Source organism: Amycolatopsis sp. NPDC057786 (genome assembly GCF_042797905.1).
In the GTDB taxonomy this organism is placed as follows: Bacteria; Actinomycetota; Actinomycetes; order Mycobacteriales; family Pseudonocardiaceae; genus Amycolatopsis.
Window position 1 is genome coordinate 16,847 of the sequence record NZ_JBHVKW010000001.1, and the last position, 13,703, is coordinate 30,549.

General features: G+C 66.2%; 23 protein-coding genes. All 23 read right to left on the reverse strand.

Annotation, left to right across the window (positions count from 1 at the left end):
- Positions 1-220: 220 nt before the first annotated feature.
- The 23 genes from rplO to fusA all read right to left on the reverse strand — a co-directional run bounded on the left by rplO (position 221) and on the right by fusA (position 13,695).
- On the reverse strand, positions 221-667 hold the full coding sequence (gene rplO / locus ACFVM3_RS00105) for a 50S ribosomal protein L15 (protein ID WP_034304258.1): 447 nt from the start codon (positions 665-667) through the stop codon (positions 221-223).
- Positions 664-849, reverse strand: a complete 186-nt coding sequence (gene rpmD, locus ACFVM3_RS00110) for a 50S ribosomal protein L30 (protein WP_378434148.1) — start codon at positions 847-849, stop codon at positions 664-666. Before rpmD ends, rplO begins: the two co-directional genes overlap by 4 nt.
- 1 nt (position 850) lies before the next feature.
- Positions 851-1,495, reverse strand: a complete 645-nt coding sequence (gene rpsE, locus ACFVM3_RS00115; protein ID WP_007031046.1) for a 30S ribosomal protein S5 — start codon at positions 1,493-1,495, stop codon at positions 851-853.
- Positions 1,496-1,529: 34 nt separating this feature from the next.
- Positions 1,530-1,928 (reverse strand): 50S ribosomal protein L18, encoded by a 399-nt coding sequence (gene rplR / locus ACFVM3_RS00120; protein ID WP_007031045.1) that lies wholly within the window; start codon positions 1,926-1,928, stop codon positions 1,530-1,532.
- Between the two features lie 2 nt (positions 1,929-1,930).
- Positions 1,931-2,470 (reverse strand): 50S ribosomal protein L6, encoded by a 540-nt coding sequence (rplF, locus tag ACFVM3_RS00125; protein ID WP_034304256.1) that lies wholly within the window; start codon positions 2,468-2,470, stop codon positions 1,931-1,933.
- Between the two features lie 16 nt (positions 2,471-2,486).
- On the reverse strand, positions 2,487-2,885 hold the full coding sequence (rpsH, locus tag ACFVM3_RS00130; protein ID WP_007031043.1) for a 30S ribosomal protein S8: 399 nt from the start codon (positions 2,883-2,885) through the stop codon (positions 2,487-2,489).
- Between the two features lie 80 nt (positions 2,886-2,965).
- Positions 2,966-3,151 carry a type Z 30S ribosomal protein S14 gene (locus ACFVM3_RS00135; protein WP_005166789.1) on the reverse strand — a complete coding sequence of 62 codons (186 nt, stop codon included), beginning with the start codon at positions 3,149-3,151 and terminating at the stop codon, positions 2,966-2,968.
- Between the two features lie 4 nt (positions 3,152-3,155).
- Entirely contained in the window at positions 3,156-3,719 is a 564-nt protein-coding gene (gene rplE / locus ACFVM3_RS00140; RefSeq protein WP_007031042.1) for a 50S ribosomal protein L5, read from the reverse strand.
- 2 nt (positions 3,720-3,721) lie between these two features.
- Positions 3,722-4,036 carry a 50S ribosomal protein L24 gene (gene rplX / locus ACFVM3_RS00145; protein ID WP_005166786.1) on the reverse strand — a complete coding sequence of 105 codons (315 nt, stop codon included), beginning with the start codon at positions 4,034-4,036 and terminating at the stop codon, positions 3,722-3,724.
- A gap of 3 nt (positions 4,037-4,039) precedes the next feature.
- Positions 4,040-4,408 (reverse strand): 50S ribosomal protein L14, encoded by a 369-nt coding sequence (gene rplN / locus ACFVM3_RS00150; protein WP_005166785.1) that lies wholly within the window; start codon positions 4,406-4,408, stop codon positions 4,040-4,042.
- Positions 4,409-4,485: 77 nt separating this feature from the next.
- On the reverse strand, positions 4,486-4,767 hold the full coding sequence (gene rpsQ, locus ACFVM3_RS00155) for a 30S ribosomal protein S17 (RefSeq protein ID WP_007031041.1): 282 nt from the start codon (positions 4,765-4,767) through the stop codon (positions 4,486-4,488).
- Entirely contained in the window at positions 4,764-5,012 is a 249-nt protein-coding gene (gene rpmC / locus ACFVM3_RS00160) for a 50S ribosomal protein L29 (RefSeq protein ID WP_007031040.1), read from the reverse strand. The genes rpsQ and rpmC overlap by 4 nt, the downstream gene beginning before the upstream one ends.
- Positions 5,012-5,431, reverse strand: a complete 420-nt coding sequence (gene rplP, locus ACFVM3_RS00165; protein ID WP_005166782.1) for a 50S ribosomal protein L16 — start codon at positions 5,429-5,431, stop codon at positions 5,012-5,014. Before rplP ends, rpmC begins: the two co-directional genes overlap by 1 nt.
- 3 nt (positions 5,432-5,434) lie before the next feature.
- Positions 5,435-6,286 (reverse strand): 30S ribosomal protein S3, encoded by an 852-nt coding sequence (rpsC, locus tag ACFVM3_RS00170; RefSeq protein ID WP_037314663.1) that lies wholly within the window; start codon positions 6,284-6,286, stop codon positions 5,435-5,437.
- Positions 6,286-6,702 carry a 50S ribosomal protein L22 gene (gene rplV, locus ACFVM3_RS00175; protein ID WP_007031038.1) on the reverse strand — a complete coding sequence of 139 codons (417 nt, stop codon included), beginning with the start codon at positions 6,700-6,702 and terminating at the stop codon, positions 6,286-6,288. Before rplV ends, rpsC begins: the two co-directional genes overlap by 1 nt.
- 29 nt (positions 6,703-6,731) lie before the next feature.
- Entirely contained in the window at positions 6,732-7,013 is a 282-nt protein-coding gene (gene rpsS / locus ACFVM3_RS00180; protein ID WP_003102083.1) for a 30S ribosomal protein S19, read from the reverse strand.
- An 18-nt stretch (positions 7,014-7,031) separates the two neighbouring features.
- Positions 7,032-7,865 carry a 50S ribosomal protein L2 gene (gene rplB / locus ACFVM3_RS00185; RefSeq protein ID WP_005166779.1) on the reverse strand — a complete coding sequence of 278 codons (834 nt, stop codon included), beginning with the start codon at positions 7,863-7,865 and terminating at the stop codon, positions 7,032-7,034.
- Between the two features lie 16 nt (positions 7,866-7,881).
- Positions 7,882-8,193 (reverse strand): 50S ribosomal protein L23, encoded by a 312-nt coding sequence (gene rplW / locus ACFVM3_RS00190; protein WP_126733348.1) that lies wholly within the window; start codon positions 8,191-8,193, stop codon positions 7,882-7,884.
- The gene (rplD, locus tag ACFVM3_RS00195) at positions 8,190-8,876 is read right to left on the reverse strand and encodes a 50S ribosomal protein L4 (protein ID WP_034304244.1); all 687 of its coding nucleotides are present in this window, start codon (positions 8,874-8,876) and stop codon (positions 8,190-8,192) included. The genes rplW and rplD overlap by 4 nt, the downstream gene beginning before the upstream one ends.
- A gap of 2 nt (positions 8,877-8,878) precedes the next feature.
- The gene (rplC, locus tag ACFVM3_RS00200) at positions 8,879-9,529 is read right to left on the reverse strand and encodes a 50S ribosomal protein L3 (RefSeq protein WP_007031036.1); all 651 of its coding nucleotides are present in this window, start codon (positions 9,527-9,529) and stop codon (positions 8,879-8,881) included.
- 34 nt (positions 9,530-9,563) lie between these two features.
- Positions 9,564-9,869, reverse strand: coding sequence for a 30S ribosomal protein S10 (rpsJ, locus tag ACFVM3_RS00205; RefSeq protein WP_003102098.1), 306 nt, complete (start codon positions 9,867-9,869; stop codon positions 9,564-9,566).
- Positions 9,870-10,277: 408 nt separating this feature from the next.
- The gene (gene tuf, locus ACFVM3_RS00210; protein WP_034304241.1) at positions 10,278-11,471 is read right to left on the reverse strand and encodes an elongation factor Tu; all 1,194 of its coding nucleotides are present in this window, start codon (positions 11,469-11,471) and stop codon (positions 10,278-10,280) included.
- A gap of 124 nt (positions 11,472-11,595) precedes the next feature.
- On the reverse strand, positions 11,596-13,695 hold the full coding sequence (fusA, locus tag ACFVM3_RS00215) for an elongation factor G (protein ID WP_125679956.1): 2,100 nt from the start codon (positions 13,693-13,695) through the stop codon (positions 11,596-11,598).
- Positions 13,696-13,703 lie beyond the last annotated feature (8 nt).

Consider the following 13,703-nt stretch of genomic DNA (forward strand, 5'->3'; position numbering starts at 1 on the left):
GCGGAGCGCGTTTAGCCCGCGAAACGCAGGTCGGGGACCGGGGGCGGCGGCTGCCCGCCGGATCGCGATTAGGGGGCTAAACGCAGGTCGGCGCGCCAGCGCCGGGGCGGACGGGCCAGATCGCGATTAGCCCGCTAAACGCAGGTCGGCGCGGGAGCGCAAGCGAAAGGCCCGCCGGGCGGAGCCGGGCGGGCCTTTCGGTGAAGCGAGCGAAGAGAGCTCAGAGCGTGGTGGCGGAGCCACCGGCAGCGGAGAGCTTCTCCTTGGCGGAGCCGGAGAAAGCGTCGGCGGTGACGTCCAGCTTGACGCCGTTCACGTCGCCGTTGCCGAGCACCTTCACGAGCTTGCCCTTGCGGACCAGACCATTCGCGACGAGCTCCTCGGCGCCGACCTTGCCACCCTCCGGGAAGACGCGGGCGATGTCGCCAACGTTCACCGGCTGGTACTCGGTACGGAAGCGGTTCTTGAAGCCGCGAAGCTTCGGGAGCCGCATGTGGATGGGCATCTGCCCACCCTCGAAACCGGCGGGCACGTTCTTCCGGGCCTTGGTGCCCTTGGTACCGCGACCGGCGGTCTTGCCCTTCGAGCCCTCACCACGGCCGACGCGGATCTTGTCGCGCTTCGCGCCCGGAGCCGGACGAAGGTGGTGGATCTTGATGGCAGTCATGCCTTGACCTCCTCGACCTCCACCAGGTGGCGGACGGCGTGGATAAGGCCGCGCACCTCGGGAGTGTCATCACGCACGACGCTCTGGCGGATCTTGCGCAGCCCGAGGGTGCGCAGCGACTCGCGGTGAGCGTGCTTCGTGCCGATCTTGCTCTTGACCTGGGTCACCTTGAGCTGAGTCATGTCAGACCCCCTGGCCAGCGCGCTGACGCAGCATCCGGGCCGGAGCGACGTCCTCGAGCGGGAGACCGCGGCGGGCCGCGACCTCTTCGGGACGCTGCAGACCCTTCAGGGCCGCCACGGTCGCGTGCACGATGTTGATCGCGTTGTCGGAGCCGAGCGACTTCGACAGCACGTCGTGGACACCCGCGCACTCCAGCACCGCGCGCACCGGGCCACCGGCGATGACACCGGTACCGGCCGAGGCCGGACGGAGCAGCACGACACCGGCGGCTTCCTCACCCTGGATCGGGTGGGGGATGGTGCCGGCGACGCGGGGAACGCGGAAGAAGTTCTTCTTCGCTTCCTCGACGCCCTTGGCGATGGCCGCGGGAACTTCCTTGGCCTTGCCGTAGCCGACGCCGACCTGACCGTCGCCGTCACCGACGACCACCAGGGCGGTGAAGCTGAAGCGACGACCACCCTTGACGACCTTGGCGACGCGGTTGATCGTCACGACCTTCTCGAGGTGCGGGGTCTTTTCCTGGCCGGCCCCGCCACGGCCGCTGTCGCGCCGGTCACGGCGGTCGCGACGGTCATTGCGGTCGTTGCCGCCCTGCCCGCCGGGTCCACCCTGGCCACCGCCGAATTGCCGTGTACGTCCCGGCATCAGGCTTTCCTTCCATTCACGAGCATCTGCTGCATCAGAACTCCAACCCCGCCTCACGCGCGGCGTCGGCGAGCGCCGCGATGCGGCCGTGGTAGGCGTTGCCACCACGGTCGAACACCACGGTCGAGACACCGGCGTTCTTGGCGCGGGCGGCGACGAGTTCCCCGACCTTGGCGGCCTTGGCCTTCTTGTCGCCTTCCAGCGCGCGGACGTCCGCCTCGAGGGTGGACGCCGACGCCAGGGTCTTGCCGGCGAGGTCGTCGATCAGCTGCACGGCGATGTGCCGCGACGAACGCTTGACGACCAGGCGCGGACGCTGGTCCGTGCCGTTGATCTTCTTGCGAAGGCGGAAGTGCCGACGGGCCTTCGCGACGCGGCGGCGGGTCGAGATGTCCTTGCCGACCGGCTTGCGCTTCGTAGTCGTGTCGCTCATGATCACTTACCCGTCTTTCCGACCTTGCGGCGGATCTTCTCACCCTCGTAGCGCAGGCCCTTGCCCTTGTACGGGTCCGGGCGGCGCAGCTTGCGGATGACCGCGGCGATCTGGCCGACCTTCTGCTTGTCGATGCCCGAGACCGAGAACCGGGTGGGGGTCTCGACCTTGAAGGTGATGCCTTCCGGGGCCTCGATCTTCACCGGGTGGCTGTAGCCGAGGGCGAACTCGAGGTCCGAGCCCTTGGCCTGCACGCGGTAACCGACACCGTGGATCTCGAGCTTCTTCTCGTAGCCCTCGGTCACACCGACGACGAGGTTGTTGACCAGCGTCCGGGTGAGACCGTGCAGGGCACGGCTGGTGCGCTCCTCGTCGGGACGCTTCACCTCGAGAGTGCCGTTTTCGGCCTTCTCGACGGTGATCGGCTCGGCGATGGTGTGCTCAAGGGTGCCCTTGGGCCCCTTGACCTTGATCTGCTGACCTTCGATGGTCACCTCGACCCCGGAGGGGACGGCGACCGGCAGCTTTCCAATGCGTGACATGTCTTTGCCCCCTTCCTTACCAGACGTAGGCGAGGACTTCGCCGCCCACGCTGTTTCGCTTGGCCTGACGGTCGGTCTGGAGGCCGGACGACGTCGAGATGATCGCGACGCCGAGGCCACCGAGAACCGACGGCAGTTCGGTCGATTTTGCGTAGACCCGCAGGCCGGGCTTGGACACGCGGCGGAGGCCGGCGATGCTGCGCTCACGGTTGGGGCCGTACTTCAGCTCCACGACGAGGTTCTTGTGCTTCTCGCCCGGCTCGTCGCGGTAGCCCGAGATGTAACCCTCGCGCTTGAGGATCTCGGCGATGTTCGCCTTGATCTTCGAGTGGGGAAGCACGACCTCGTCGTGGTAAGCCGAGTTCGCGTTACGCAGACGGGTCAAGAAGTCTGCGATGGGGTCGGTCATCGTCATGGTGACCTGTCAACCTTTCTCGCCCTGGTTCCCTGCACTCACTGCAGGGCCTGTGGCGAAGTGGGAGTTAAAAAAGACTCTTACCAGCTGGACTTGCGGACGCCGGGCAGCTCGCCCGCGTGTGCCATCTCGCGAAGGCAGATCCGGCAGAGCCCGAACTTGCGGAACACCGAGTGCGGGCGACCGCACCGCTGGCAGCGCGTGTAACCGCGAACCTTGAACTTCGGCGTCTTCGCGGCCTTGTGGACCAGTGCTTTCTTGGCCATCGACTCAGTTCTCCTTGAACGGGAAGCCGAGCTTGCGAAGCAGCGCGCGGCCCTCGTCGTCGGTGTTGGCGGTGGTGACGACAGTGACGTCCATACCGCGCGGGCGGTCGATGGCGTCCGGGTCGATCTCGTGGAACATGGACTGCTCGTTGAGACCGAACGTGTAGTTGCCGTTGCCGTCGAACTGCTTCGGCGAAAGCCCGCGGAAGTCACGGATACGCGGCAGCGCGATGGTCAGCAGCCGGTCGAGGAACTCCCACATCCGGTCGCCGCGCAGCGTGACGCGCGCGCCGATCGGCTGGCCCTCGCGCAGCTTGAACTGCGCGATGGACTTGCGAGCCTTGCGAACCTCGGGCTTCTGCCCGGTGATCGCGGCCAGGTCGCGGATGGCGCCTTCGATCAGCTTGCTGTCACGGGCGGCGTCACCGACACCCATGTTCACGACGACCTTGACGACGCCCGGGATCTGGTGGACGTTCTCGAAGGAGAACTCCTGCTGGAGCTGTCCCTTGATCTCCTCGCGGTACCGCACCTTGAGGCGCGGGGCGATCTTCTCTGCGGTGGTCATGATCAGATGTCCTTACCGTTCCGGCGCGAGACCCGGACCTTCTTGCCGTCCTCGCCGATGCGGTAGCCCACCCGGGTCGGCTTGCCGTCGGAGTCGACGACCATCACGTTCGAGACGTGGATGGGCGCTTCCTGCGTGACGATGCCGCCGGACTGCGCGCCGCGCTGGGTCTGGGAGATCCGCGTGTGCTTCTTGATCCGGTTCACGCCTTCGACCAGCACGCGCTCGCGCTCGGGGTAGGCCTGGATGACCTTGCCCTTGGCACCCTTGTCCTTGCCGGCGATGACGACGACCGTGTCGCCCTTCTTCACCTTCATGCTCTACAACACCTCCGGCGCGAGCGAAATGATCTTCATGAACTTTCGGTCGCGCAGCTCGCGGCCGACCGGCCCGAAGATGCGGGTGCCGCGGGGCTCATTGTCGTTCTTGATGAGCACAGCAGCGTTCTCGTCGAAGCGGATGTAAGAACCGTCCGGACGACGGCGCTCCTTGCGCGTGCGAACGATGACCGCCTTGACGACGTCACCCTTCTTCACGCCGGCGGCCGGCATGGCGTCCTTCACGGTGGCGACGATGATGTCGCCGATGCCCGCGTAGCGCCGCCCCGAGCCACCGAGAACGCGGATGCAAAGGATTTCCTTCGCGCCCGTGTTGTCGGCAACCCGAAGCCGCGACTCCTGCTGGATCACGTCTACTCCTGTATGTCGCGCTGGTTCTCGCGTCAGTACGCGAGCCTTGCGGAACTAAGGGACTCAGAGAGCCCTACTTACTTGGCCTTCTCCACGATCTGCACCAGACGCCAGCGCTTGGTCGCCGACAGCGGGCGGGTCTCCATCAGGGTGACCCGGTCGCCAACGCCCGCCTCGTTGTTCTCGTCGTGCACCTTGACCTTGCTGGTGCTGCGGAGAACCTTGGCGTAACGACGGTGCTTCTTGCGGTCTTCGAGCTCGACCACGATCGTCTTGTTCATCTTGTCCGAGACGACGTAACCCTCACGGACCTTGCGGTCGTTGCGGGGGGCCGCCTCAGCGTTGGGCTGCTCGCTCATGCGGCACCTTCACTCTCGGCGTCAGGGGAAACGGACAGGCCGAGTTCACGCTCGCGCATGACCGTGTAGATCCGCGCGATGTCCGTGCGGACGGTGCGCAGACGGCGGTTGTTGTCGAGCTGTCCGGTCGCCATCTGGAAGCGGAGGTTGAAGAGCTCCTCCTTGTATTCCTTCAGACGCAGAACGAGCTCTTCCGCGGTGAGCTCACGCAGCTCCGATGCCTGGGCGGCACCTGCCTTCGCCATCAGAACTCACCACCTTCACGGGTCACGATGCGGCACTTCATGGGCAGCTTGTGGATCGCGCGACGGAGCGCCTCACGGGCGGTCTCCTCGTTCGGGAACGAGATCTCGAACATCACGCGGCCCGGCTTCACGTTGGCGATCCACCACTCGGGCGAACCCTTACCGGAACCCATGCGGGTTTCCGCCGGCTTCTTGGTCAGCGGGCGGTCCGGGTAGATGGTCGTCCACACCTTGCCGCCACGCTTGATGTGACGCGTCATGGCGATACGAGCGGACTCGATCTGCCGGTTGGTCACGTAGCTGTGCTCAAGCGCCTGGATGCCGTACTCGCCGAAGTTCACCTTCGTACCGCCCTTGGCGGCACCGTGGCGCTTCGGGGAGTGCTGCTTCCGGTGCTTGACCCTGCGCGGGATGAGCACGTGTCAGCCCTCCGTCTTTTCTGCAGTCTCAGCAGCCGGGGCCTCGGTGGCCGCGGGGGCGGTGTCGTCGCTCTTGGCGGCGGCAGCAGCCCGACCGGCTTCGGTCGAGGTCGGCGTCGTGCCCGACGCGCCGGAGCGGCGCGGGCGGGACGGACGGTCACCACGGTCACGGCGCGGGGCGCGCTCGGCGGCCGCGGCGGCGTCACGCGCCTCCTTGGCCTTGAGTCCACCCACGAGCTCGCCCTTGTAGATCCACACCTTCACGCCGATGCGACCGAACGTCGTCTTGGCCTCGAAGAAGCCGTAGTCGATGTCGGCACGCAGCGTGTGCAGCGGGACGCGGCCATCGCGGTAGTGCTCGGAGCGGGACATCTCGGCACCGCCGAGACGACCGCCGCACTGCACGCGGATGCCCTTGACCTGCGGCGAACGCATGGAGGTCTGGATCGCCTTGCGCATCGCGCGGCGGAACGCCACACGGTTGCTCAGCTGCTCCGCGACACCCTGAGCGACGAGCTGGGCGTCGGCCTCGGGGTTCTTGACCTCGAGGATGTTCAGCTGGACCTGCTTGGCGGTCAGCTTCTCCAGCGCGCCGCGGATGCGGTCGGCCTCCGCGCCGCGACGGCCGATGACGATGCCCGGCCGGGCGGTGTGGATGTCGACGCGGACCCGGTCACGGGTGCGCTCGATCTCGACCTTGGAGATCCCGGCGCGCTCCATGCCCGTGGACAGCAGCTTCCGGATCTTGACGTCCTCGGCCACGTACTCCGCGTACTGCTTGTCGGCGTACCAACGCGACTTCCAGTCCGTGGTGATACCCAGGCGGAAGCCGTGCGGGTTGATCTTCTGGCCCACTACCGGCCACCTGCCTTCTTCTTGCCCTGTGCCTTCTTGGCCTCGGCCTTCGGACGCGACTCCACCTCTACGGTGATGTGGCTGGTCCGCTTGCGGATCCGGTACGCGCGGCCCTGGGCCCGCGGACGGATGCGCTTGAGGGTCGGGCCCTCGTCGGCGTAGGCGTTCTTGACCCAGAGGGTGTCCGGATCGAGATCGAGGTTGTTCTCGGCGTTGGCCATGGCGCTGGCGAGCACCTTCGCGACCGGCTCGCTTGCCGCCTGCGGGGCGAACTGGAGCACGGCCAAGGCGTCGGCGGCGCTACGTCCCTTGATCAGCTCGATCACCCGGCGCACCTTGGTAGGCGAGTCCCGGACGAAGCGAGCCCGCGCGTAAGCCGTCGGCAATGCCTCGGCCACGTCGTTCTGGGCGTTCATCGCTAGCTTCCTTGTTCTCTCGTGCCCGCTCAGCGGCGGCGCGACTTGCGGTCGTCCTTGATGTGGCCCTTGAAGGTCCTAGTCGGGGCGAACTCGCCCAACTTGTGACCCACCATCGCCTCGGTGACGAACACCGGGACGTGCTTGCGGCCGTCGTGCACCGCGATCGTGTGACCCAGGAAATCCGGGATGATCGTGGACCGACGGGACCACGTCTTGATCACGGTCTTCTTGCCCGACTCGTTGAGTGCGTCCACCTTCTTGAGCAGGTGGTCGTCCACGAAGGGGCCCTTTTTGAGGCTACGTGGCATGTTCTTCTACCTCCCTGCTCAGCGCTTCTTGCCGGTACGCCGGCGGCGGACGATCATGGCGTCGGAGGCCTTGCGGCGGCGGGTGCGGCCTTCGGGCTTTCCGTTCGGGTTCACCGGGTGGCGACCACCGGAGGTCTTACCCTCACCACCACCGTGCGGGTGGTCGACCGGGTTCATGACGACACCACGGACGGTGGGGCGCTTGCCGCGCCAGCGGTTACGGCCCGCCTTGCCCCAGTTGATGTTGGAGTGCTCGGAGTTGCCGACCTCGCCGATGGTGGCGCGGTTGCGCACGTCGACGTTGCGGATCTCGCCCGACGGGAGACGAAGCTGGGCGTAAGGCCCGTCCTTCGCCACCAGCTGCACCTTGGCACCGGCGGACCGCGCCATCTTCGCGCCGCCACCGGGGCGGAGCTCGATCGCGTGGATCACGGTGCCGACCGGGATGTTGCGCAGCGGCAGGTTGTTACCCGGCTTGATGTCGGCCCGGGGGCCGTTCTCCACCGTGTCACCCTGCTTGAGCTTCTCCGGGGCGATGATGTAGCGCTTCTCGCCGTCGGCGTAGTGCAGCAGCGCGATACGAGCGGACCGGTTGGGGTCGTACTCGATGTGCGCGACCTTGGCGGGAACGCCGTCCTTGTCGTTCCGGCGGAAGTCGATCAGCCGGTACGCACGCTTGTGGCCACCACCCTTGTGGCGGGTGGTGATCTTGCCGCTGGAGTTACGGCCGCCGGACTTGCTCAGCGGACGCAGCAGCGACTTCTCCGGGGTGGACCGAGTGATCTCGGCGAAGTCGGAGACGCTGGAACCGCGACGACCCGGGGTCGTCGGCTTGTACTTGCGGATGCCCATGTGTCAGCTCAGTCCTTTACGCGGTGGGTCCGCCGAAGATCTCGATCGGCTTGCTCTCAGCCGAAAGAGTCACGATGGCGCGCTTGGTGTCCTTGCGCTTGCCGAAGCCGGCGCGAGTCCGCTTACGCTTGCCCTGGCGGTTGGCCGTGTTGACGCTGACCACCTTGACGCCGAACACCTTCTCGACCGCGATCTTGATCTGGGTCTTGTTGGCGTCCGGGCGGACGATGAACGTGTACTTGTGCTCCTCGAGCAGCCCGTAGGACTTCTCGGAGATCACCGGCGCGAGCAAGATGTCGCGGGGATCGGGGATGGCGATCGCACTCACTGCTCGTCACTCCCTTCAACCTCGCTCGACCGGGCCGAAGCCTTCGCGCCCTTGCCCCGGACGGGGCCGGCGACGAACACGTCGTAAGCGGCCTTGGTGAACACCACGTCGTCGTTGACCAACACGTCGTAGGTGTTGAGCTGGTCGGGCGTGATGATGTGGACCTCGGCCAGGTTCCGCAGCGAGTTCCAGCTCAGCTCGTCGTCGCGGTGCAGCACCACGAGAACGCGCTTGGCCTGGGTCACCGCGGCGATGGCGGCCTTGGCGGACTTCGTGGACGGCTTCTCGCCGGTCACCAGCTCGGTGACGACGTGCAGCTGTCCGGCGCGGGCCCGGTCGGAGAGGGCGCCACGGAGGGCGGCGGCCTTCATCTTCTTCGGGGTGCGCTGGGTGTAGTCACGCGGCGTGGGGCCGTGGACGACGCCACCACCGGTGAACTGCGGCGCACGGGTCGAACCCTGGCGGGCGCGGCCGGTGCCCTTCTGGCGGTACGGCTTCTTGCCACCACCGCGGACTTCACCGCGGGTCTTGGTGTCATGCGTGCCCTGGCGCGCGGCGGCCAGCTGGCCCACCACGACCTGGTGCATGAGGGGCACGTTGGCCTGCACGTCGAAGATCTCCGAGGGGAGCTCGACCGTGCCGTCGGCTTTACCGGCCGGGGTCTTCAGCTCGACGCTGGTCATGTTCAGTTACCACCCTTCGCGGCGCTGCGAACGAACAGCAGGCCGCCCTTGGGACCGGGCACGGCGCCCTTGATCAGCAGCAGGCCGTCCTCGGCACGCACCGCGTGCACGGTCAGGTTCTGCGTGGTGACCCGGTCGTTGCCCATCCGGCCCGCCATGCGCAGGCCCTTGAAGACGCGGCCCGGGGTGGCGCAGCCACCGATCGAGCCGGGCTTGCGGTGCACGGCCTGGGCACCGTGGCTCGCGCCCTGGCCCTTGAAGCCGTGACGCTTCATGACACCGGCGTAGCCCTTGCCCTTGCTGGTACCGGTCACGTCGACCTCGATACCGGCCTCGAACACCTCGGCGGTGATCTCCTGGCCGACCTCGTAGGTCTCGGCGTCGGTGGTACGCAGCTCGGCAAGGTAACGGCGCGGGGTCACGCTCGCCTTGTCGAAGTGGCCGGTGCGCGGCTTGTTCACCCGGCGCGGGTCGACCGCGCCGAAAGCCAGCTGCACGGCCTTGTAGCCGTCGTTCTCCTGGGTCCGAACCTGGGTGACCACGTTCGGCCCGGCCTGGACGACGGTCACCGGGACGACCCGGTTGTTCTCGTCGAAGACCTGGGTCATGCCGAGCTTGGTGCCCAGGATGCCCTTCACTTGCCTGTCAGACATGAGTCTCTTACTCTCCGCCGCTCGCCAGCCGCTGCTACTGGATGTTGACGTCGACGCTCGCCGGCAGGTCGATGCGCATGAGCGCGTCGACCGTCTTCGGCGTCGGGTCGAGGATGTCGATCAGACGCTTGTGCGTGCGCATCTCGAAGTGCTCGCGCGAGTCCTTGTACTTGTGCGGCGAGCGGATGACGCAGTAAACGTTCTTCTCGGTGGGCAGCGGCACCGGCCCGACAACACGGGCGCCGGTGCGCGTGACCGTCTCGACGATCTTGCGCGCCGAGGTGTCGATCGCCTCGTGGTCGTAGGCCTTGAGCCGGATGCGGATCTTCTGTCCCGCCATGGTGGCTGCTCGTTCCTTGTCGTCTCGTGCCGCTTTTGTCTTTTCAAACCTCAGTCTGACTGAGGTTTTCCCAGTTCAACGGCCCTGTCCCCGGTCCACGCGGTCGGGCGTGTCGAGCCCGACGCACAGACGGATCCCGCGGGATCTTCGTCTTGCCTGGTCTTCCTCAACGTGAGGAGGCATCGAGCCGGCGGAAATGCTTGGTCGCCGTCTCAAACGCCCTTGCCCGCTAGCCTCACCCGAAGGAAGTGCTCCGCGGACCGTGGCCGCTCATACCAGGGCGGCCGGAACCCGATTTCCGAAGAAGTACGAGTTCGGCCGCCCCAGGACGAGCAACCTGAATAGTGTCGCACACGTGATTTGACGCCTTGAACCCGGGGGTGTATCAGACCCCCGGGTGGCGTTGAATCACTTGATGATCTTGGTGACCTGGCCGGCGCCGACGGTCCGTCCACCCTCGCGGATGGCGAAACGCAGGCCCTCGTCCATGGCGACCGGCTGGATCAGCACGACGCTGATGTCCGTGTTGTCGCCCGGCATGACCATCTCGACACCCTCCTTGAGGGTGACGACGCCGGTCACGTCCGTGGTACGGAAGTAGAACTGCGGGCGGTAGTTGTTGAAGAACGGGGTGTGACGGCCACCCTCGTCCTTCGACAGGATGTAGACCGAGCCCTCGAACTCCGTGTGCGGGGTGGTGGTGCCCGGCTTCACGACGACCTGGCCGCGCTCGACGTCCTCGCGCTTGATACCGCGAACCAGCAGACCGACGTTGTCGCCCGCCTCGCCGGTGTCCAGCAGCTTGCGGAACATCTCGACACCGGTGACGGTGGTCTTGGTCGACTTCTCCTTGATGCCGACGATCTCGACCTCTTCGTTCACGTTGACGCGGCCACGCTCGATACGGCCGGTCACGACCGTGCCACGGCCGGTGATCGTGAAGACGTCTTCGATCGGCATCAGGAACGGCTTGTCGAGCTCACGCACCGGGTCCGGCACGTTCTCGTCGACGGCCGCCATGAGCTCGAGAACGCTCTCGCCCCACTTGGCGTCGCCCTCGAGGGCCTTCAGGCCGGAGACCTTGACGACCGGAGCGTCGTCACCAGGGAAGTCCTGGGAGGACAGCAGCTCGCGGACCTCGAGCTCGACGAGCTCCAGGATCTCCTCGTCGTCGACCATGTCGGCCTTGTTCAGCGCGACCACGATGTAGGGCACGCCGACCTGCTTCGCGAGCAGCACGTGCTCACGGGTCTGCGGCATCGGGCCGTCGGTCGCCGCGACCACGAGGATCGCGCCGTCCATCTGCGCCGCACCGGTGATCATGTTCTTGATGTAGTCCGCGTGACCGGGGGCGTCCACGTGGGCGTAGTGACGCTTCTCGGTCTGGTACTCGACGTGCGAGATGTTGATCGTGATACCGCGCTGCTTCTCTTCCGGCGCGTTGTCGATCTGGTCGAACGCCGAAGCGGTGTTCAGCTCGGGGTACTTGTCGTGCAGAACCTTGGTGATCGCCGCGGTCAGAGTGGTCTTACCGTGGTCGACGTGACCGATGGTCCCGATGTTGACGTGCGGCTTGGTCCGCTCGAATTTCGCCTTCGCCACTGGAATGTCCTCCTGGACTGTTTTGCTTACTCACCGGCCAACGTGGCTGTCGGACGGGGATTCGTTTCTTGACGGATGCTGCGGACGTTCAGGAGTGTTCCTTATGCCCGCGAGCGGACGGGAACTACTCCCCCGTCGCCTTCGCGATGATTTCCTTCGCGACGTTCGCGGGAACCTCGGCGTAGGAGTCGAACACCATGGAGTAGTTGGCACGTCCCTGCGTACGCGAACGCAGGTCACCGACGTAACCGAACATCTCCGACAGCGGGACCAGTGCCTTGACGACACGGGTACCGGCGCGCTCCTCCATGGCCTGGATCTGGCCACGGCGGGAGTTGAGGTCGCCGATCACATCGCCCATGTAGTCCTCGGGCGTGGTGACCTCGACGGCCATCAGCGGCTCGAGGATGACCGGACCGGCCTTCTTCGCGGCTTCCTTCATCGCCATGGAGCCGGCGATCTTGAAGGCCATTTCCGAAGAGTCGACCTCGTGGTACGCGCCGTCCAACAAGGTGAACTTCAACCCGACGAGCGGGTAGCCGGCCAGCACGCCGTACTGCATGGCGTCCTGTGCGCCCGCGTCGACCGACGGGATGTACTCCCGCGGCACGCGGCCACCGGTGACCTTGTTGTCGAACTCGTAGAGGGCACCGTCGGTGGACTCGAGCGGCTCGAGCTTGACGATGACCTTCGCGAACTGACCGGAACCACCGGTCTGCTTCTTGTGCACGTAGTCGAGCTTCTCGACCGTCTTGCGCACCGTCTCGCGGTAGGCGACCTGCGGCTTACCGATGTTCGCCTCGACCTTGTAGTCGGACTTCATGCGGTTGACCAGCACCTCGAGGTGCAGCTCGCCCATACCGGCGATGATCGTCTGACCGGTGTCCTCGTCCAGGTTGACCTGGAACGTCGGGTCCTCTTCGGCCAGCTTCTGGATCGCCAGGGACAGCTTCTCCTGGTCGGCCTTGGTCTTCGGCTCGATCGCGACGCGGATGACCGGCGCCGGGAACGTCATCGACTCGAGGACGACCGGGTTCTGCGGGTCGGCGAGGGTGTCACCGGTGGTGGTGTCCTTCAGGCCGATGACCGCGTAGATGTGGCCCGCCTGGGCCTCGTCCACCGGGTTCTCCTTGTTGGAGTGCATCTGGAAGAGCTTCCCGATGCGCTCCTTGCGCTCCTTGGTGGCGTTGATCAGCTGCGCGCCGGAGGCGACCTTGCCCGAGTACACCCGGATGTAGGTCAGCTTGCCGAAGAACGGGTGCGCGGCGATCTTGAACGCCAGAGCGGAGAAGGGCTCCTCGGTCGACGGCTTGCGCGACACGACCGTCTCGCCGTCGGGCAGCGTGCCCTCGACGGCCGGGACGTCCAGCGGCGACGGAAGGTAGTCGATGACCGCGTCGAGCATGGGCTGGACGCCCTTGTTCTTGAACGCGGAACCGGTGAGCACCGGGTACGCCTCGCGGTTCACGGTGAGCTTCCGGATACCGGCCTTGATCTCGGCCTCGGACAGCTCCTCGCCCTCGAGGAACTTCTCCATCAGGGAGTCGTCGGTCTCGGCGATGGCCTCGACCAGCTTCTCCCGGTACTCGGCCGCCTTGTCGGCGAGCTCGGCCGGGATCTCCTCGACGGCGTAGTCCTCACCCTTCTGGACCTCGCCGCGCCAGGTCAGCGCCTTCATGCGGACCAGGTCGACGACGCCTTCGAACTCGTTCTCGGCGCCGATCGGCAGCTGGATGACCAGCGGGCGGGCGCCGAGGCGCTCCTCGATGGTGCGGACGGTGAAGTAGAAGTCCGCGCCGAGCTTGTCCATCTTGTTGACGAAGCAGATACGAGGAACCTCGTACTTGTCCGCCTGACGCCAGACCTGCTCGGACTGCGGCTCGACACCCTCCTTGCCGTCGAAGACGGCGACGGCACCATCGAGCACGCGGAGCGAACGCTCCACCTCGACGGTGAAGTCGACGTGGCCGGGGGTGTCGATGATGTTGATCTGGTGATCGGCCCAGAAAGTGGTGGTGGCAGCCGAGGTGATGGTGATACCCCGCTTCTGCTCCTCCTCCATCCAGTCCATGGTGGCGGCGCCATCGTGGACTTCACCGATCTTGTAGTTGACCCCGGTGTAGAACAGGATCCGCTCGGTGGTGGTGGTCTTACCGGCGTCGATGTGGGCCATGATGCCGATGTTGCGGACCTTGTTCAGGTCGGTCAGCACTTCACGTGCCACGAGAGTGT